Source organism: Yersinia kristensenii (genome assembly GCF_900460525.1).
Taxonomy (GTDB): domain Bacteria; phylum Pseudomonadota; class Gammaproteobacteria; order Enterobacterales; family Enterobacteriaceae; genus Yersinia; species Yersinia kristensenii.
The window spans coordinates 4,521,482-4,539,511 of the sequence record NZ_UHIY01000001.1; the positions used below are offsets into that span (position 1 = coordinate 4,521,482).

Below are 18,030 nucleotides of genomic sequence, written 5' to 3' on the forward strand. Positions count from 1 at the left end.
CTTTTATATCAATGTAATATATGACACTAAACGAGATCTTCCGGGTAAGGGAAAAGTTCGGCTGCCAACGGCGGCGTATTGTAAAACGATTGTAGCGCCTGAATAAAGCCCGCAGGTCGTGGGGATATTCCGTTTTCCAGGTGCCACAGGACTTGTTCGCGGACTTTGCGCTGGAATGTGACGCGGTCTGGCTCACAATCACCCTCCAAATTGTCGCAACTGACATTGAACGGGAAGCCCGCGGCCACACAAAACATCCACTCCAGTGCCTGAGGTTTGATTTCAACTGCTTCAAACTGACTTTGCGTTAATGCATCACGCCCATCAGGACAGTACCAATAGCCAAAATCCACCAATTTACGGCGCTCTTCCCCAGCAATACACCAATGGGAAATTTCATGCATCCCGCTGGCGTAATAACCATGGGCGAAAATCACCCGATGATAAGAAAACTGCTCATCGGCGGGCAGATAGATAGGTTCATCATCGCCTTTCACCAACCGGGTATTATATTTCTCGCTAAAACAGGTATTAAAAATGTCGATTAATTGTTGATAATCATGAGTCATGCTTGGGTCCGTAAGAGCACTATACTCGTCATACTTCAAGCTGCATGTGCGTTGGCTGTTCTCATTACTCGGCCCGTCCATGGGCCTCACCTCTACGAGGCCGCTGCAAGCAGCGTTCGAATCTGCTCCCGGCAGATTTGTCACCCGAATCACTTACCTGAATAAGCTCATCGGGATTCATTCGATTGCCGCCTTCCTGAAACTCGAATTATTTAGAGTATAAAATATGAATTAGGCGAAAACGTGTAATCCTAGCCAGGCGGAGATCTCGGCACCGTGGCTGTCGTACAGCAGCTTGCAGCTCATGACGAATGACACCACGACAATCATTGGGCGAATCAATTTCTGCCCTTGGGTCAATACCATGTGAGCACCAAGGCGTGCGCCCAGAACTTGCCCCACCAGCATCACCAACCCGATACTCCACACCACTTTGCCGCCGACAATGAAGAAAATCAGACTGCCTAGATTGGAAGTAAAATTGAGCACTTTGGCATGTGCCGTGGATTTCGCCAGATTAAAACCGCACAGAGTCACAAAAGCCAATGCATAGAAAGAACCGGCACCGGGGCCAAAGAAACCATCATAAAAGCCCACACCGCCACCGGCAATCAAAGCAAATGGCACCGCCGACAAACGGCGTTGCTGGTCAACTTCACCGAGCTTAGGGGTCACCAGAAAATAGACCCCAATACCTATGACCAGCAGCGGCAGGATTTGGCGCAGAATATCGGCCCGCATATGCTGGACTAAAATAGCGCCCAGCATTGATCCCACCACAGTAAGAGCAATGGTAAGCTTTTGTTCTTTCAGATTAACCGCCCCACGGCGGATAAAATAAAGGCTGGCGGAAAATGATCCACCGACCGATTGCAGCTTGTTGGTTGCCAAAACCTGTGCCGGAGGTAACCCCACCGCCAGCAGCGCCGGGACAGTCAGTAGCCCGCCGCCGCCCGCAATGGAATCAATAAATCCGGCCAATAGAGCGACTAAAAACAATATCCCCAAAACCGCAGGACCAAGGGCAAACCAATCCATGATTTATTCCGCAGCGAAATGGTTATCCAGCAAAGCCTGACAGGAAGGCGGCAATGGCGGTGGTAAGGTTTTACCCGGTTTAGCACTTGGCTGATGGGGCTGGAACCAGCTTTCTAACTCTGCACCACACCCATCCCCCGGCGGTGGTGTGTCTTGATCCAGACATTCCAAGCTATCTGCCGGGCAGCGCAAGCGCACATGCATATGGGCACGATGGCCAAACCACGGGCGCACTTTATGCAGCCAGTTACGATCCGCACCAGCATCTAAACAAAGCTGCTTTTTAATCGCCGGATTGACGAAAATACGTGTCACTTCATTATCATTGGCGGCCAGTTTAATCAGGCTTTCAACTTGTGGCTGCCATAATGCTGGCACCACTCGCTTACCATCAACAGCTACCAAATCAATAGGTTGCGGTTTTAATAATTGCTGCTGGCTCCAACGCTGTTTCGGCAATTGTAGCCAAATATCCACATCCAGCCCCGACTGATGGCTGGCATGACCGCTACTAAAACGCCCACCTGCGGGCATCGCCATATCACCAATCAACACTGTCCCGAGCTGACTTTTCTGGGCTTTATCACTTAGCCGATGGATAAAATTCAGCAAATCCGGATGACCAAAATAACGGCGTTGATCTGGACGCATCACCTGATAATCTGCCGATTCAAGCGGTAACGGCATCGCGCCGATAACACAACCATTGGCAAAACCACCAATTGACTGCGGAGCCCCTGCTACCGGGTGGGTAATCTGTTGCCATGGCGTCGCGGCCATAACCGGGCTGATGGCCACCAGAGCCAATAAGCCCGTTATCCATTTTTTCATGGTGCTTACCAGCGCGGAACGTCTGAAACCACATCACCACACTGTGCACGCTGGCGCAGCAGGTGATCCATTAACACAATCGCCATCATGGCTTCGGCAATCGGAACGGCACGAATACCGACGCAAGGGTCATGGCGGCCCTTGGTGATCATCTCAACCGCTTCGCCCTGCCGGTTAATCGTCTGCCCCGGAACCGTGATACTGGAAGTTGGTTTCAATGCGATATGCGCCACAATCGGCTGCCCACTGCTGATGCCACCTAAAATGCCGCCTGCATGGTTGCTTTGGAAACCCTGCGGGGTAATTTCATCGCGGTTTTCACTGCCGCGTTTGGTTACCACCGCAAAACCATCACCAATTTCGACCCCTTTTACCGCATTGATGCTCATCAGCGCATGAGCCAAATCTGCATCTAAACGGTCAAATACTGGCTCGCCTAAACCGACTGGGACATGTTCAGCCACTACCGTAATTTTAGCGCCAATAGAGTCACCGGCCTTTTTTAGCTCGCGCATCAGGGCATCCAGTGACTCCAATTTGCTCACATCCGGGCAGAAGAATGGGTTTTGTTCAACTTGATCCCAATCAACCACATCACAGCTGATATCACCGATTTGTGCTAAATAACCGCGTACCTGTACACCAAATTTCTGCGCCAGATATTTTTTCGCGATTGCACCCGCGGCAACGCGCATCGCCGTTTCACGAGCAGAAGAGCGACCACCGCCGCGATAATCGCGTACACCGTATTTTTGCTCATAGGTGTAATCGGCGTGGCCTGGGCGAAATACATCTTTAATCGCACTGTAATCTTGTGAGCGCTGGTCAGTATTTTCAATCATCAAGCCGATACTGGTACCGGTAGTGACTCCCTCGAACACACCAGACAAAATGCGCACCTGATCCGGTTCGCGGCGTTGAGTGGTATAGCGCGAGGTGCCAGGGCGACGTCGGTCGAGATCCAACTGGATATCAGCCTCGGTGATAGGAATACCCGGTGGAACACCATCGATAATACATCCCAAGGCGATGCCGTGAGACTCACCAAAAGTGGTGACGCGGAAAAACTGCCCAATACTGTTCCCAGCCATCACGGCTCCTTGAATTCTCTAATAAGCACTTTGTCGGGCCGGTATTCCCCGCCCTGACAGATTGATAAGTGAATGATTAATCGCGATACATACTGAAATGTGGCGCACAGTCAATCAGTTGCTGCTTAGTCAGCATAAAGACGCCGTCACCGCCATTGTCAAACTCCAGCCAAGTGAACGGCACATCCGGATATTGATCCATTAAATGCACCATGCTATTGCCCACTTCGCAAATCAGCACACCATCATCTTGTAAAAAGTCTGGCGCACAAGCCAGAATGCGGCGGGCTAGTTTCAGACCATCGCTACCCGCAGCCAAGCCCAGCTCAGGTTCAAAGCGGAACTCATCCGGTAAATCGGCCATATCTTCGGCATCAACATACGGCGGGTTGGTGACAATCAGGTCATATTTGATCGGCGGTAAATCACGGAATAGATCGGAGCGAATTGGCGTGACCTGATGCTCCATACCATGCTGCTGAATATTGTGCTCAGTGACTGCCAACACGTCATTGGAGATATCAACGGCATCCACTTCCGCTTCTGGGAAAGCATACGCGCAAGCAATAGCAATACAGCCGCTGCCGGTACACATATCCAAAATATGCTTAGGTTGATGACGAATCAGCCCATCAAAATTGTTATTAATCAACTCGCCAATGGGTGAGCGTGGCACCAATACGCGCTCATCAACATAATATTCCATGCCACAGAACCAGGCTTTATTTGTCAGGTAAGCAACAGGAATACGCTCATTGACCCGGCGAATAACTCGCTCGACAATACGATGGCGCTCACTGGATGTCAGGCGCGCATTGCGCATATCTTCCGGAATATCTATCGGTAAAAATAGGCTGGGAAAAACCAATTGCACTGCTTCGTCCCACGGATTATCAGTACCGTGACCATAAAAAATATTGGCCGCGTTAAAACGGCTGACTGCCCAACGCAGCATATCCTGAATGGTGTGCAGCTCATTTACTGCTTCGTCGACGAAAATCTTGTCCAAGGTATTCTCCAGCTAGGGCGTAAAATCATTATCTATGCCCCTAGTTTGCCATGAAGCCCGCCACAAATCAGCAGCAATACATCAGTTGAATGATAACGAAATAATGAAATAGACATTAAAGCCATCAATCCTACCGTTACATTTATTTAGACAGATGCATCTCAACAGGTAAACTGGGTAAATTGCATAAGTACGATGAACAGAGAATGAAAAATAAATATCACCTGACAACAGATGAATTAGAACTATTTAAAGAGTCAATAACCGGAACTAAGAGGCTGAAACAAGACACGATTGTCCATCGTACGCCCCCCAAACTCGGCAAAAAAATTGCGCCGGAGCGGTTGCTGCAAGAGCAAGTTGATGCCAGCTATTATTTTTCTGATGAATTCCAACCGCAATTAGATACCGATGGCCCGACACGCTATGTGCGGCCAGGTGTTGATCATTTTGAAGTCAAAAAGCTGCGGCGTGGCGATTACTCACCCGATATGTTTTTAGATTTACACGGATTAACCCAGAAACAAGCTAAACAAGAGTTGGGGGCATTGATTGCAGCCTGCAAACGCGAGCATGTGCATTGCGCCTGTGTTATGCATGGGCATGGCAAACATGTTTTGAAGCAGCAAACCCCACTGTGGCTGGCACAACATCCCGATGTGCTGGCATTCCATCAAGCCCCGAAAGATTGGGGTGGCACGGCGGCATTATTGGTATTAATCGAGTTAGAACAGTAGCCGAATTGGCTGGTAGGATGCATTTTTCTGCCACACACATGCAGTTTTAAGTATGGCGGGGAGAGGCGCGACAGTGATGCCGCACCCTTTGAACATTGACTCAGATGATACTTAGCCGTGACAAGCTTTCGCTAAAAGTTGTGTTGGGCTAACCTGCCAGTCAAGAGTCCCTTTGCCTGTTTCGTCATTCAAATCAACACGCGCGATAGCTGAAGTCGCAAACATTGGCGGGCATTGCCCCGGACAAAGTTCAGCCACCAAATACCCAACCAGCGGCAGGTGCGAAATAACCAACACTGCGGCACAATCTTCTTTTGCCAGTGCTTGTAAATAGCAACAAATAAAAGCGGCATCCCCACCCGGCGTTAATTCTGGCATGACTTCCTGCTCTGCCGGAAGCGTCATTACCTCGCGCACCACTGCCAATGTTTGCCCTGCGCGTAAGTATGGGCTAACCAAAATCCTTTCAATATCGACTGACTGGTCGTTTAACCAGCTGGCCATCTGGCGTGATTCATCCTGACCACACAGAGTAAGAGGCCTTTGCGCATCACTAGGTGCGTTAAGGGCCGCGTCACCGTGACGCATAATGAAAACTTGCATATTGCACCGTTTTTGTTAACAAAATAACGCTATACAGAAACGCTTTGCGTGCTGTACCGCCGAAACCTTTGCTTGAAAGCAAAGAAACTTCATAACGATAACGCGCCGTCTCTCTATGGCGGCCGGGCATTTTGCCTGAAACTAAAGGTAAAGAAAATGGCTGTTTTTACACCAGTAACACCGACAGCCAACCTTGATTGGTTACAGAGTAACCATATCAACAGCTTAATCTAAACTCTATCACCTGCACAATAAATGGCTATTCATTCATTTTGGCACGAATAGTCACTTTGCGTGATTCTGATTTAAAGTAGCGCGGGTTACCCCCAGTGTACAGCCACCTGAATGGTTAGAATTGCAGGTGGTGATCCCGTTCACACTCTTAATTATCGGGATTGACTGCCCGCTCAGTCATACTCTCTTCCAGGGGATAAAATCTTTGTTGCTGCTCGGCCATCGTGACTAATAATGGGCAAGGTTCAAAGCGCTCGCCATACTGCTGCGCGAGTAAATTCAGTGTTTTTACCACTTTTTCTGCACCCAGGCTGTCCATATAGCGGAAAGGCCCGCCTAAAAACGGTGGGAAGCCAATCCCGAACACCGCACCAATATCCCCATCGCGTGGGTTACGGATAATAGATTCATCCAGACAACGTGCAGCTTCATTCAGCATCATCATGACGCAGCGTTGTGCTATCACAGCAGATTCGAGATGGGCCTTCGGTGTGACACCGAGTAAGGTATAAACGCTAGTGTCCACTTGCTTACCGGGACTTTTCTTCCACTTGAAACCGCGACTTGTAGCCGGATAAAGATAGAAACCGCGGCCATTTTTACGCCCTTTCCGCCCATCCTTCAAGATGACATCAAATGAAGGCGGCGCAGCAAAACGTGCCCCTAGTTTCTCCACCAAGATCGGCATTATTTTGGTGCCAACATCAATCCCAACTTCATCCAGCAAGGTTATCGGGCCTACTGGAAAGCCGAAATCGACCAGCGCCTTATCAATTGAATCAATAGGTTCGCCGTCTAATATACAGCGAGCTGCTTCATTAATGTATGGCGCCAAAATACGGTTTACATAGAACCCGGCACAATCAGCCACCACAATCGCTGTTTTACCCTGTTTGCGAGCTAAGGCAACCGTCGTTGCAATGGTTTCTTCGCTCGTTTTTGCATGCGGAATAACCTCCACCAGCGGCATTTTATCTACCGGACTAAAGTAATGCAGACCGATAACCTGCTCAGGCCGCTGCGCCTGTGCCGCAATATCACTTATCGGCAGTGATGAGGTATTGGAAGCAAAAATGGTATGAGGTGCAGCAAAATGCTCAATATCTGCCACCATTTGCTGCTTCAATGTTAAATCTTCAAATACCGCTTCAATCACGATATCCACATTGCTAAAACCACAATAATCAGTGCTGCCGGAAATCAGCATCATTTGCCGTTGCCGCTCTGCTGGGCGCATCCGCTTACTACGCACCCGCTTGCCCAAGGCATCCCAGGTATATTTCAGCGCCTGGTTAATTCCAGTTGGATTGATATCTTTAATCCGAACCGGTAAACCCGCACGGGTTGCAGTAACATTGGCAATACCGCCCCCCATCAACCCCCCACCTAATACCCCTACTCGATGGATATCCCGCGGCTGTGCTGTACCGCCAGTCTCTTTTTTCAGTGCAGTGGTCGCAAAAAATAAGCTGCGTAATGCCGCGGACTCAGGGGACATTGCCAGCTCACCAAATGCTTTCGCTTCGGCTTCATATCCCGCGGGGCCACCGTGGTCTAACCCCTTACGCACCACATCAATAATACGCTCGGCTGCTGGATAATGGCCTTTTGTCTTTGCCAGCGTTTTCTTGCGGACAATATTAAATAACAATGCCTTACCTAATGGACCGCTGAGCAGACGCTCCTGCCACGGCAAAACGGGTTTATCAAGCCAACCAGCTTTAGCCCGTTGGATAGCCACATCAAGCAAGATATCCTGCGGCACCACATCGTCCACCAGCCCCATTTTAAGTGCCTGACGGGCACGAACCTGCCTACCCGTCAATATCATATCCAGCGCCTTACTCACCCCCACCAGGCGCGGCAAACGTTGGGTACCGCCGGACCCCGGCAACAGCCCAAGCTGTACCTCGGGCAAGCCAAGCACAGTTTTATCATCCTGCGAGCAAATGCGGCTATGACATGCCAGCGCCAGTTCCAGACCGCCGCCGAGGCAAGCTCCGTGGATAGCAGCAACTACCGGCACCGGAAACGCCGCGATTTGTGCCAGAATGGATTGCCCTTTCTGAGCCAGAACACGCGCATCTTGGGCGGTACGGCAAGCGGCAATCATGCTGATATCAGCACCGGCGATAAAAGAGCCCGGTTTGCCAGAAATAATCACTAAGCCCTGTAATTGACTCAAAGCCTGCGCTTGTTGCAGGATTTCAGCAATTTGCTCTGCGAATTCAGCCTTTAAGGTATTAACTTTATCACCGACAACATCAACGGTGATGATACCAATATTATCAGGCCGAACATCGAGGGTGAAAACCGAATGGGCCGGAGCGGTAGAGCCCAACATCACTGTTTCAGTTCCGCTATTAAGGGTATTTTCCTGGCTCATTACTCCACCTCCAAAATCATTGCGGCACCCAAACCACCCGCAGCACAGGCGGTTGTTAATCCTAGCCCACCGCCGCGACGACGCAATTCATGCAATGTTTGAGTGATCATGCGCGCACCGGTGGCGGCGAAAGGATGACCATAAGCAATTGATCCACCCAATACGTTGAATTTACTCATATCAACCTCACCAATCGCCTGACTGCGGCCCAGTTTTTCACGTGCGAAGCTCTCACTGGCAAACATTTTCAGGTTCGCCAGTGTTTGTGCCGCAAAGGCTTCATGCATATCAATGAGGGTTAAATCTGCCAGTGTTATTCCGGCGCGATCAAGTGCTAATGGGGTGGCATAAGAGGGGCCTAACAGCATGTCTTGCCAGACATCAATGGCCGAAAAGGCAAAACTGCGCAGATAGCCTAATGGCTGTAAACCCAAAGCTTTAGCCTTTGATTCACTCATCATCATGACGGCAGCCGCACCGTCGGTCAGCGGCGTACTGTTCGCCGCCGTGACACTGCCATGCTTGCGATCAAATGCCGGGCGTAATTTCGCATATTGCGCCATGGTGGAATCTTTGCGGATATTATTATCTTCAGTGATAGCATCACGATAAGGCGGAATATAAGCTGTCATCACCTCATCTTGTAATAATCCCTGCTGCCAGGCCTGTGCCGCCATTTGGTGCGAGCGCAGCGCTAAAGCATCTTGATCCTCGCGGCTAATACCATAGGTTTTTGCCATCTGTTCAGCGGTATCGCCCATCCGCAGGCCAGTTGAGTATTCTGCGACGGCTGGAGCCACCGGGAGCAAATCGCGCAGTTTTAACCGGCTAAATAATTTCAATCGTTGGGATAAAGTTCGTGCTTTATTGACGTCAACCAAGGTCCGCGCCAATGCTTTGCTGACACCGATGGGCAAAACAGAGGAAGAATCCGCACCACCGGCGATCGCCACAGTCACTGAACCAGCAATGATACTTTCCGCCACATTGGCCACCGCCTGAAAGCTGGTCGCACAGGCACGGGAGACACTGTAAGCATCAGTATGCACACTCATGCCGGTTCCCAGCACAATTTCCCGCGCGATGTTTGGCGCTTCTGGCATTTGGACGACTTGACCAAACACCAGTTGATCAATGAATTCAGGAGCAACACCGCTTCTGGCCAAGAGTTCACTGACCACAATTTTGCCTAAATCTACAGCAGGCACGCCGTGATAAGCAGTTGCCTGCTTGGCAAAAGGGGTTCGCAGTCCGCTGACTATGGCAATGCGATCGCCCTGGCGCGTCACTAGCGGTAATGGCTTACTCATACATGCTCCTGATAAGTCAAAGTGGCTTTTATTAAAGCATAACAAATAACAGGTCTGACCTGATCCAATTATTGTTAACCAAACATTTACATTTGGTAAACCTATAGAGCAGGAAAGTGGGAGCAGGAGCAACTTTTCACTATAAAAAGAAAGGAAAGGGAGGAACTGGCGGATGGATAAGACATATAAAGCCGAGGTTTCTGATGCAATAAATTCAGCACGAAATGCGAGAAGAGTACAAAAACAAACGCGAAGCAAAAAGCTCCGCGTTTTAGGGATATTCAGCTTACCTGAATCAACTTACAGTAAAGTGCGAATTAACGCAGGCCTAACTGGAAGATCATGGTTTCTGCCTGGCAGGAGAAAGTGAAATCAATGGTTAAGCGCACGCCATCTGTAGTTTCTTCCAACTTATGTTCGATCAGGCAAGGTTCAGATTCAACAGCCCGCGCTTTTTCAGTCAGCGTTTTCAGCATGGCTTCAGCATCAGCACGGTTGTCGAATACGCAGCTATAGGACGCGGTACAATCAGTATTGTCCATGATAGTGCCTACATCTATACAGCAGCAAGCTGCGGTTTCTTCCGCACTACAGCGATTGATTGCATCTGACATCTTCAATTCTCCTCAACGGATATTTCAAAATAAACGCACATCACCTATCAATTAATGCAGATAAGACAGAGTGCAAAAAAATATTTTCTCTACCGTCATTTTACTACCCTAGGTCACAAGGCACTAGGACTTACTGTTTATAGGCCTATTAAGTGACGGAAATCACGCTAAAATTGTTCGCTCCCTCATCAATAATGTACAAATTGCTACCTAATTGTGATTTTTTTGTTAACTGCGTCTATTTTTTGCAATCAAATTTGACCAAATCCCAAAACATACTTGCAACACGCACACAGGTCGGACCTATACTTCAGCCACTGGTCTGCTTTGTCTGACCGATAACGGACCCTACAATCCCGCATTCTCTTGTTACGGTATGTAACATAGTTTAAATAAAACAATGAGGTTTTGGTCATGAACCAGAAAAACCTGTTTACCCGATCAGCTCTGGCAGCTGCAGTAGCACTGATTTCTTCGAACGTTTCTGCAGCTGGTTTTCAGCTGAATGAATATTCAGCAGCTGCATTGGGCCGCTCTTTCTCTGGTGAAGGCGCCGTTGCTGACAATGCTTCTGTTGGTAGCCGCAACCCCGCCGCCATGACTTTGTTCGACCGCCCTTCATTCTCCGGCGGCTTCGTGTATGTCGACCCAAACGTTGATATCAGTGGCACATCCCCCCTATCGGGCAGAAGTACCAGTGCCAAAAACATCGCGCCATCGGCGTGGATCCCAAATATCCACTTTATTATGCCGCTGAATGAGCAATGGGCGATTGGGGCTTCCGGTACTTCAAACTACGGTTTGGCCACTGAATTTAATGATGACTATATTGCCGGTTCTCTGGGGGGGCAAACTGACCTGAAAACCGCCAACCTGAACTTGAGCACAGCTTATCGCCTGAATGAAAACTTCAGCTTTGGTTTGGGCTTCAATGCGGTTTATGCCGATGCCAAGATTGTGCGCCATATTGGTGAAGCTGGTCGCGGAGTTATCCCGGCCAATACTGAAGTCACCCGTATGGAAGGGACCAAATGGGGCTATGGTTGGAATGCCGGCGTGCTGTATGAAGTGGATAAAGAAAACCGTTACAGCTTTACCTATCGTTCAAAAGTGAAAATCGACTTTGATGGCGACTTCAGCAGCCAGTTACCACCACCAGGTGGCACCGGTGGTGCAGTGATTCCAGGCGCCCTGACTCTAAACCTGCCAGAAGTGTGGGAAGTGTCTGGCTACAATAAAGTGGCACCACAATGGGCGATTCACTATAGCCTGGCCTACACCAGTTGGAGCCAGTTCAAAGAGCTGAAAGCCACCGGAACCAACGGTAACACTCTGTTTGAAAAGCAAGAAGGCTTCCACGATGCTTACCGTATCGCGCTGGGTACCACCTATTATTACGATGATAACTGGACTTTCCGCACCGGTATTGCTTTCGATGATAGCCCGGTTCCAGCAGATAACCGCACTATCTCAATTCCAGACCAAGACCGTTTCTGGATAAGCGCGGGTACCACCTACGCCTTCAACAAAGATGCATCAGTTGACGTGGGTATTTCCTATATGCATGGCCAGAACGTGCACATCACGGAAAAAACACCGGCTGCATTGGGCGGAACAACCTATCAGTTTGATTCTAAAGGTACCGCATTGCTGTATGGCGTAAACTTCAACTACGCCTTCTAATCGGCATGATTTAATCAATCATTGCCCATAAAAAAGCGCCTCGCGGTGATTTAATTTTTCTTGCTCCCCCTGCTATTTACTTATTTTTCAACACATAAGCAAAAACAGGGGGAACAAGTTAGCGCAAATTTTTACTAATCGATGGACAGTTTGTGGACACTGTCAGCCAGCGGGTTGAAGCTGACTGCGTCCTGCAGAAAGTCCGGAGAAAAATGCGCATAAGTCATTGTTTGTTGGATGGTTGCATGCCCTAGAATCCGTTGCAGCGTAACGATATTTCCACCATTCATCATGAAGTGTGTAGCGAATGTGTGACGCATTACGTGTGTCGCCTGTCCCTTGGGTAGGTCTGGCTTCACCTCCCGCAGGATCTCGCGAAACTGAAGATAGTCAACACGATACAGTTGCCCGGTTCGGTGAGTTTTTATTAGCGAAAGCACCGAATTAGCTACAGGCACAGAACGAGATTTCCCGTTCTTGGTGTTAAAGAACGTCACTCGATTGCCGACGATATGCTCTCCGCGTAACCCCGCAGCCTCATTCCATCTAGCTCCCGTAGAAAGGCACAAGATAGCAACACGCCGCGCATCCCCCTCAAGCCGCTCAAGCAGTCGTTCGATCTCATCATCAGAAAGAAAAGCCATTTCCGTATTCCGAACTTTCAGCTTACGTATTCCATGGACAGGATTTTCGTTATGAAAGACTTCAGCATCAATCAATACAGTGAACATTGCCGATAAAGCGCACAAGTCACGATTAATACTGGACGGCATTAACCCTGCCTGTAATTTATCTGACCGATATTCAAGCATAAATTTTCGCGTCATCTGACTGGCTCGCGGATCTCCCATTTCACGAATCACCTTCTCCAGTCTAACCCTGTAAGTATCACCGTAAGCCTGATTACGGCCATTAAGCATCCACCACACATCAAGCAGCTCAGATAATCGCCGCTGATCAGCTGGTTTAGCCTGCCATGGCTTGTCGTGGAAATTCTGTAAAATATATTTTTCGAACTCCTGAGCCTTTGATTTCAGGGCAAAAATCTTACGAATACGCTTTCCTTGCGCTCCCTGCGGCCTTACATCAACTTGATAACGTCCGTCTTTGAGTTGCTTAATCGACATGATCAGCCCCTCCAACGGATAAACTAGCTAAATACTCCTTGCGAGATGCAATTCGCTCAATATGTAACGTCAGCCAGCATTGTGGTCTGATTGGGGTGATTTTTGGGTAATGCCGATTGAAGCCTGATCGCCCTCCGACCGAATAGAGCCATCAAGAGAGAGAGCCGGGGCAATTTGCCCTCCGACTTCAAATGTTTCATCTGTCGTTAACCAAAGCGCATACTTTTTAAGCCGTAAATTCTTTGTAATCTTGAACAAAATCTCACTCCCAATCCCCTCTTGTCTTCCTGTTTCGTAATACCTTTGGGTGTTAACCGGAATCCCTGTAAGTTCAAAGAATTGCTTTCTTGTAAGCCCTTCACTTTTCCTAATCATTAAAATTTTCTCACCGATACTTGTTGACAGTGTCGAATTCATACCACTAAAATCCCCTCAAGTGTCGTAATCTCGACATTAAACAAATCAGAGTAAACCATCACAAGGCGCGACAAGCACACCAACGTAAGAGGATAACAAATGCAGGAGCTCATTGCCGATAAAGAGTTATCTGACGCCAATCACATAACAGATGTGATGAACGCCAACGACACCCAACGGCTTCGGGAAAGTAATGTGCAAACTGAACTAACGGATGCCGCAAACGACTGTGAACACGAAGAAAATAAACAAAAACGTACCTACAAAAAGGGAATAACTTTGCGCCTAGATGGGCCAATCGCCGGGCTTTGTTCACTGGAAAAAGGCGCAGCATATGTTGGACTAACAAAATCAGCACTACGCGCAGCCATTCAGCGCGGACAGATGCCAGGACACAAAACACGCAAAAATCCTGAAGATGAAGAATCAGATGGTACGTGGTGGTTTAACGTCAAAGCATGGGACAAACTGGCAGACGAGCTACCGGAGTGCGAATTACCAGAATGGCACAACTGGAAAAGCTACTGGACATATAACCGCCAGAAAAGAAGGTTCGCTCCTGCAAATAAGGAAGATTGCAAACTTATTAAAGGTAAGCGTGTTTATACGGGCAGAAAATCAAGATTAGAAAGAAACGGAAGTTACGAGAATAACTAACCATGATCGACACAAAGTATAAACGCAGCTAAATAAATGAGTCGAGGAGTACTGATTATTCTGATTCCCACAAACCACATACGGCGACGTTATTTCAAATATGGGAAATTACTGAGTTATATCAAAACCGTTAGATAAAAAGTGTTTACGAGGCAAAACAATGGACAGCACAAAAGTAAATCCATTAATAAACACGATTAATCCGCTATCGAAAGCATTCATACGAATTAAAAATGAAAGAACGCCTGTTGGTAACAGCTTTTTCCGTCTGGATCAATTGCAGGCAGTGTATATCGACAATAATATTGGAATTACGCCTGAACTGGTTGTATCCGGGAATCTTATTCCCGTTGATGTCACATATGAGCAGTTCATGAGTTTTTTCGCTACTGTTATTGATAGCATTAATAAAGAGACTAATAGAATTCAGATCCATGAATTGATTATTACTGAGGAAACTGTGCGGAATATTGCGTCCCGCACAGAAAAAAGCACAACTCAGTAAATCACTCTAACCATTTTCCGGATGGGTGAATATCACCGATATTGTGTTCTTTCGCGAACTCACTGGAGAACCAGAGGGCAGGGATCGCGACCCCATTCTGATCCAGAACTGGAGCATCAACAATGCTATTGCAGAATATACGCGCATTAACTCGCGCATCATCAGAGACTTTGAAGCGTGAAGCAAAATGCCTTTCTACTTCAAAAAGCCGCCCGTTTATCGGGGTAGATAGTATCCACCCCCAGCAGCCTTTATCTCTTGCAATAACCACCGTCGCTAATTCCTTGTCAGGAGATATCCCAGAAGGCATGAGATCAACAAAAACTGGAGACTTCATTAAATTGACAAGCCGTTCAATTTCTTTGATCGCTTCCTTTTTGGCACCAAACAAGGGGCTCTTGATGAGTTGCGAACCATCTGAAAGCACCCAGTACACCCGATGCATTTCAATGAATAAATTGAATTTCATTGTATTTCCTCGTGGTTAAGTACATTCAGCCCTTTACAGCCCCTTCAAGACTGTGGGCGGTGGAAAAATACCACAAAACCATGCGCCGGGCATGGCTAAAACCCGGCATAAATCAACAACAGCAACCGAGTCAAAACATTATGAATAAATCATCGCAGAATATCTTTATTCACTTCACCGACTTTCGCGGTGAATTAATTCTGCGTGCCTCATCAATTGATGGAATAGCGCCGCAAGAAAAATATAAAGCCACAACCGTATATTTAAATGGTCATCGTATAACGATTGAATTGCCATTCGAAAAGGTTGTCAGTGCTATGCGTGACGCCGAAAAAAACGCAATATCCCATCCATCTGAGTTAATGACCATATTTTGCCGAGATGATGCCGCAGAAAACAAAGAAATATCCTGCGGCTTTAAAAAAAGATATTCAACACATGGTAAATATTGCGGCGATGCGTCGATTAATGAATCCGACAATCTCTGACATCCATTCGAATTATTGGAGTGGGAAACATGAATAAACCATACAAACAAATCATCAATGACCTTCTGGAGCGCCACAACTTTGCGTTGTACACCAAAGGCCACGCCACAGAACCCATAGCAACCGAGTCACTGATGCAAGGGTTACAGGCATTGCGTACTGCGGCGTTTTTTGCAGATGACATTGATGCATTTCAGGAAATCAGCCACCTGATAATACGAATAGAAAATGGCGACTCCGTTCACCCATTTGATATTGCGGTGGCCGCATGAATGCCGTCATCCCCATATTGAAATCATGGATTATTGTTGGTATATCAATAATAGCCGCACCTCTTATTGTCAGGTTATTAGATTTCATATCGACATCAAATAAACAGCGAAATATTAAAAGACGCAGAAAACACATTAGTTAATTCATAAATAAACACAACCCGAAAACAAATCCGCTTATTACGCGGAGAGATTCACTCATCCCAATAACCATTCTGCAAGGGATGAGCAGGCAATAAAGAAATGGAAACAAGCCATGAATAATTTAATGATTGATATCGAAACTCTCAGCCAGCAACAGAATGCTGCTATTGCCACTATCGCTGCCGCTTTTTTCGATCCCACCTCCGGCGAGGTGGGCGCAAAATTCTACGCACGCCTTGACTGGGAAGAAGATATCAAAAAAGGAGGTCACTTTTCCCCCAACACAATTAAATGGTGGCTACGTCAGTCCAGTGAGGCGCGTGCAGAAATTGTCACAGACAATAATGAGCACACCTGTGTTGCATTGACGGACTTTTACGACTTCATCATCAAACACAAACCCGAAAACTTTCCCCTATACGTCTGGGCGAAATCCCCTTCATTTGACCTCGCTATCATCAGAGAAGCCTTTGTGCGTTACAGCATCTCTACTGCTGTTGTCTGGAAATACTGGGATGAGCGCGACGTTCGCACCGTAGAAGCCATTGGCAAAATGCTTGGCATTCTACCCCGCGCCAAAGCAAAACCAACTCACCATGCCATGAACGATGTACACGACCAGATACTGGCCGTCTCATCCGTCATAACGCGTATCAACAGTGAATTTAATCTCCCGCCATTTGGTTACGAAGAGGAGACGAAATAATGCTTCAAGAGCGCCTTATCACCCGTTTTACCTCTAATGGAAAACGCTACGAAATCGACGACAGCCTGATTGTACACACCGAGTCCTACTCATCTATTCCAGATGGTCTGTATCTCTTTCTGGCCGATGGCAAGCAAATGACAGCCAGTGAGGTGGAATTCATCCGGGTTATTGAGGAGGCCGAATGAAACCTTCACCACAATGTTGCTGTTTTTCATGCAGCCCCAAAATAAAGGGGCTCACTGAGCTCAAAGCGCTTATTAAAAGTGAAATTGCTGATTTTATGGCCGGACTAGGTTCACCGACTGAGTCAACAGCGCCAGAACTCATGCAGCAAGCACTCCTGCGACGCATAGACATGGTATTTGATTTTTATATCACCCAAAAGCCGGAGCGATGACCTCGCATTTGTGCATGTCGCAAAGCGTGAGTTCCAAAAACCAGTAACAAGCCCCCTGTCAGTCACACCACTGGCAGGGGGATGCAGTCAATCACCGTTATCAGGACAAACTGCCATGCTGTGCACAGACAAAAACCGCTTGCCTAATACGATAACCGGGCGTTATATTTTCCCCGCAGCCGCAAAATCGGCTGCCGGGATTAGCCTCCCGGAGATCAAAAGAGCGCATAACCGCGCCAGCGGTTTTTTTATGCGCAAAGCACGACCACGTTTTCGCACAATGGTGGGGCGTGCAGGGGCACTTTCGGGTGCGCCGGTTTCTCTTTTGTCCGGTAAGGCTAACCCTGTACGTCTCACCACCCTTTCGATTAGCCTCGAATGTGGTGAGTTAATTCAAACCACAAAAGAGGTTGCATCATGGCGACAATCCATACTTCCACTCGCCCACAAAACGGCGAACACCCACAATTCAGCCCGGAAACCTGCGGCAAACTCCATCGCGTTCAAGCCATCGCCACCTATCTGTTCGTTGATTCACACCGTGAACAGAGCAGCACCATGCTCCAGCTCCTTTTGCCGCACCTCACCAGCTACATGCATGACGATTTGTGCTACATCGTGCAAGAAGCCCACGAGCTCGGCCTGCTGCCGGATACACCTCAAAACTAATATCACTCCCTCGCAAGGCGTGTTACCCCCCCCTTGCGAGGGAAATGACCTGAACCGCTATCAAGCACGCT

Annotated in this window: 22 protein-coding genes and 1 pseudogene; 11 read left to right on the forward strand and 12 right to left on the reverse strand. The window is 48.0% G+C overall.

The features are described 5' to 3' along the window. Positions 1-26: 26 nt before the first annotated feature. The 5 genes from DX162_RS21000 to prmB form a co-directional block, all read right to left on the reverse strand. Positions 27-569, reverse strand: a complete 543-nt coding sequence (locus DX162_RS21000; RefSeq protein ID WP_004392768.1) for an elongation factor P hydroxylase — start codon at positions 567-569, stop codon at positions 27-29. Positions 570-800: 231 nt separating this feature from the next. Further along, a complete protein-coding gene (locus DX162_RS21010) occupies positions 801-1,607 on the reverse strand; it encodes a sulfite exporter TauE/SafE family protein (protein ID WP_004392769.1) in 807 nt (268 codons plus the stop codon). Between the two features lie 3 nt (positions 1,608-1,610). Next, positions 1,611-2,438 (reverse strand): penicillin-insensitive murein endopeptidase, encoded by an 828-nt coding sequence (gene mepA / locus DX162_RS21015; protein WP_004392770.1) that lies wholly within the window; start codon positions 2,436-2,438, stop codon positions 1,611-1,613. A 5-nt stretch (positions 2,439-2,443) separates the two neighbouring features. Continuing rightward, entirely contained in the window at positions 2,444-3,529 is a 1,086-nt protein-coding gene (gene aroC / locus DX162_RS21020; protein ID WP_004392771.1) for a chorismate synthase, read from the reverse strand. 76 nt (positions 3,530-3,605) lie between these two features. Beyond that, positions 3,606-4,538, reverse strand: a complete 933-nt coding sequence (prmB, locus tag DX162_RS21025) for a 50S ribosomal protein L3 N(5)-glutamine methyltransferase (RefSeq protein ID WP_004392772.1) — start codon at positions 4,536-4,538, stop codon at positions 3,606-3,608. Positions 4,539-4,744: 206 nt separating this feature from the next. On the opposite strand from prmB, the gene smrB reads away from it, so the two are divergent. Further along, positions 4,745-5,275: an endonuclease SmrB gene (gene smrB, locus DX162_RS21030; protein WP_004392780.1), complete on the forward strand. Its 531-nt coding sequence runs from the start codon at positions 4,745-4,747 to the stop codon at positions 5,273-5,275. A gap of 111 nt (positions 5,276-5,386) precedes the next feature. Here the strand turns inward: smrB and sixA are convergent, their stop codons facing one another. The 4 genes from sixA to DX162_RS21055 form a co-directional block, all read right to left on the reverse strand. After that, positions 5,387-5,878, reverse strand: a complete 492-nt coding sequence (sixA, locus tag DX162_RS21035) for a phosphohistidine phosphatase SixA (protein WP_004392781.1) — start codon at positions 5,876-5,878, stop codon at positions 5,387-5,389. 382 nt (positions 5,879-6,260) lie between these two features. Next, positions 6,261-8,456, reverse strand: a complete 2,196-nt coding sequence (fadJ, locus tag DX162_RS21045; protein ID WP_080548379.1) for a fatty acid oxidation complex subunit alpha FadJ — start codon at positions 8,454-8,456, stop codon at positions 6,261-6,263. 41 nt (positions 8,457-8,497) lie between these two features. Next, complete coding sequence (fadI, locus tag DX162_RS21050; RefSeq protein ID WP_032820983.1) at positions 8,498-9,808, reverse strand: acetyl-CoA C-acyltransferase FadI; 1,311 nt, start codon at positions 9,806-9,808, stop codon at positions 8,498-8,500. Between the two features lie 317 nt (positions 9,809-10,125). Beyond that, the gene (locus DX162_RS21055) at positions 10,126-10,422 is read right to left on the reverse strand and encodes a YfcZ/YiiS family protein (protein WP_072076414.1); all 297 of its coding nucleotides are present in this window, start codon (positions 10,420-10,422) and stop codon (positions 10,126-10,128) included. A 414-nt stretch (positions 10,423-10,836) separates the two neighbouring features. Between DX162_RS21055 and fadL the strand changes: the two genes are divergently transcribed. Continuing rightward, entirely contained in the window at positions 10,837-12,105 is a 1,269-nt protein-coding gene (gene fadL, locus DX162_RS21060; RefSeq protein ID WP_004392784.1) for a long-chain fatty acid transporter FadL, read from the forward strand. Between the two features lie 134 nt (positions 12,106-12,239). On the opposite strand, the gene DX162_RS21065 is transcribed toward fadL, so the two are convergent. Further along, positions 12,240-13,232 carry a phage integrase gene (locus DX162_RS21065; protein WP_004392786.1) on the reverse strand — a complete coding sequence of 331 codons (993 nt, stop codon included), beginning with the start codon at positions 13,230-13,232 and terminating at the stop codon, positions 12,240-12,242. A 69-nt stretch (positions 13,233-13,301) separates the two neighbouring features. Continuing rightward, complete coding sequence (locus tag DX162_RS22385) at positions 13,302-13,649, reverse strand: helix-turn-helix domain-containing protein (protein WP_032820985.1); 348 nt, start codon at positions 13,647-13,649, stop codon at positions 13,302-13,304. A 99-nt stretch (positions 13,650-13,748) separates the two neighbouring features. Here DX162_RS22385 and DX162_RS21075 point away from each other — a divergent pair, with 99 nt between their 5' ends. Together DX162_RS21075 and DX162_RS21080 are read left to right on the forward strand one after the other, a co-directional pair. Further along, complete coding sequence (locus tag DX162_RS21075; RefSeq protein WP_004392789.1) at positions 13,749-14,306, forward strand: Cox family DNA-binding protein; 558 nt, start codon at positions 13,749-13,751, stop codon at positions 14,304-14,306. A gap of 160 nt (positions 14,307-14,466) precedes the next feature. Further along, a complete protein-coding gene (locus DX162_RS21080; RefSeq protein WP_032820986.1) occupies positions 14,467-14,811 on the forward strand; it encodes a hypothetical protein in 345 nt (114 codons plus the stop codon). 1 nt (position 14,812) lies between these two features. Here DX162_RS21080 and DX162_RS21085 read toward each other — a convergent pair whose 3' ends face one another. Then, a complete protein-coding gene (locus DX162_RS21085) occupies positions 14,813-15,280 on the reverse strand; it encodes a hypothetical protein (RefSeq protein ID WP_004392800.1) in 468 nt (155 codons plus the stop codon). An 11-nt stretch (positions 15,281-15,291) separates the two neighbouring features. On the opposite strand from DX162_RS21085, the gene DX162_RS22720 reads away from it, so the two are divergent. The 7 genes and pseudogenes from DX162_RS22720 (at position 15,292) to DX162_RS22730 (ending at position 17,959) form a co-directional block, all read left to right on the forward strand. After that, positions 15,292-15,768 (forward strand): hypothetical protein, encoded by a 477-nt coding sequence (locus DX162_RS22720; protein ID WP_227744184.1) that lies wholly within the window; start codon positions 15,292-15,294, stop codon positions 15,766-15,768. A 29-nt stretch (positions 15,769-15,797) separates the two neighbouring features. Next, on the forward strand, positions 15,798-16,040 hold the full coding sequence (locus DX162_RS21095) for a DUF4754 family protein (protein ID WP_004392804.1): 243 nt from the start codon (positions 15,798-15,800) through the stop codon (positions 16,038-16,040). A 256-nt stretch (positions 16,041-16,296) separates the two neighbouring features. Then, positions 16,297-16,890: a 3'-5' exonuclease gene (locus DX162_RS21100; RefSeq protein WP_004392806.1), complete on the forward strand. Its 594-nt coding sequence runs from the start codon at positions 16,297-16,299 to the stop codon at positions 16,888-16,890. After that, positions 16,890-17,078 (forward strand): hypothetical protein, encoded by a 189-nt coding sequence (locus DX162_RS21105; RefSeq protein WP_032820989.1) that lies wholly within the window; start codon positions 16,890-16,892, stop codon positions 17,076-17,078. Before DX162_RS21100 ends, DX162_RS21105 begins: the two co-directional genes overlap by 1 nt. Continuing rightward, the gene (locus DX162_RS21110; RefSeq protein WP_032820990.1) at positions 17,075-17,290 is read left to right on the forward strand and encodes a hypothetical protein; all 216 of its coding nucleotides are present in this window, start codon (positions 17,075-17,077) and stop codon (positions 17,288-17,290) included. Before DX162_RS21105 ends, DX162_RS21110 begins: the two co-directional genes overlap by 4 nt. A gap of 115 nt (positions 17,291-17,405) precedes the next feature. Beyond that, positions 17,406-17,660 (forward strand): annotated as a pseudogene (locus DX162_RS22725) (ash family protein); the annotation flags it as partial. A gap of 47 nt (positions 17,661-17,707) precedes the next feature. After that, positions 17,708-17,959, forward strand: coding sequence for a derepression protein (locus DX162_RS22730; protein ID WP_032820993.1), 252 nt, complete (start codon positions 17,708-17,710; stop codon positions 17,957-17,959). Positions 17,960-18,030: the final 71 nt, after the last annotated feature.

Bases quoted from the DNA above. Each gene is read 5' to 3' on its own strand.
- DX162_RS21000 (WP_004392768.1), bottom strand. From the start codon at position 569: ATGACTCATGATTATCAACAATTAATCGACATTTTTAATACCTGTTTT.
- DX162_RS21010 (WP_004392769.1), bottom strand. From the start codon at position 1,607: ATGGATTGGTTTGCCCTTGGTCCTGCGGTTTTGGGGATATTGTTTTTA.
- mepA (WP_004392770.1), bottom strand. From the start codon at position 2,438: ATGAAAAAATGGATAACGGGCTTATTGGCTCTGGTGGCCATCAGCCCG.
- aroC (WP_004392771.1), bottom strand. From the start codon at position 3,529: ATGGCTGGGAACAGTATTGGGCAGTTTTTCCGCGTCACCACTTTTGGT.
- smrB (WP_004392780.1), top strand. From the start codon at position 4,745: ATGAAAAATAAATATCACCTGACAACAGATGAATTAGAACTATTTAAA.
- sixA (WP_004392781.1), bottom strand. From the start codon at position 5,878: ATGCAAGTTTTCATTATGCGTCACGGTGACGCGGCCCTTAACGCACCT.
- fadJ (WP_080548379.1), bottom strand. From the start codon at position 8,456: ATGTTGGGCTCTACCGCTCCGGCCCATTCGGTTTTCACCCTCGATGTT.
- fadI (WP_032820983.1), bottom strand. From the start codon at position 9,808: ATGAGTAAGCCATTACCGCTAGTGACGCGCCAGGGCGATCGCATTGCC.
- DX162_RS21055 (WP_072076414.1), bottom strand. From the start codon at position 10,422: ATGTCAGATGCAATCAATCGCTGTAGTGCGGAAGAAACCGCAGCTTGC.
- fadL (WP_004392784.1), top strand. From the start codon at position 10,837: ATGAACCAGAAAAACCTGTTTACCCGATCAGCTCTGGCAGCTGCAGTA.
- DX162_RS21065 (WP_004392786.1), bottom strand. From the start codon at position 13,232: ATGTCGATTAAGCAACTCAAAGACGGACGTTATCAAGTTGATGTAAGG.
- DX162_RS22385 (WP_032820985.1), bottom strand. From the start codon at position 13,649: ATGAATTCGACACTGTCAACAAGTATCGGTGAGAAAATTTTAATGATT.
- DX162_RS21075 (WP_004392789.1), top strand. From the start codon at position 13,749: ATGCAGGAGCTCATTGCCGATAAAGAGTTATCTGACGCCAATCACATA.
- DX162_RS21080 (WP_032820986.1), top strand. From the start codon at position 14,467: ATGGACAGCACAAAAGTAAATCCATTAATAAACACGATTAATCCGCTA.
- DX162_RS21085 (WP_004392800.1), bottom strand. From the start codon at position 15,280: ATGAAATTCAATTTATTCATTGAAATGCATCGGGTGTACTGGGTGCTT.
- DX162_RS21095 (WP_004392804.1), top strand. From the start codon at position 15,798: ATGAATAAACCATACAAACAAATCATCAATGACCTTCTGGAGCGCCAC.
- DX162_RS21100 (WP_004392806.1), top strand. From the start codon at position 16,297: ATGAATAATTTAATGATTGATATCGAAACTCTCAGCCAGCAACAGAAT.
- DX162_RS21105 (WP_032820989.1), top strand. From the start codon at position 16,890: ATGCTTCAAGAGCGCCTTATCACCCGTTTTACCTCTAATGGAAAACGC.
- DX162_RS21110 (WP_032820990.1), top strand. From the start codon at position 17,075: ATGAAACCTTCACCACAATGTTGCTGTTTTTCATGCAGCCCCAAAATA.
- DX162_RS22730 (WP_032820993.1), top strand. From the start codon at position 17,708: ATGGCGACAATCCATACTTCCACTCGCCCACAAAACGGCGAACACCCA.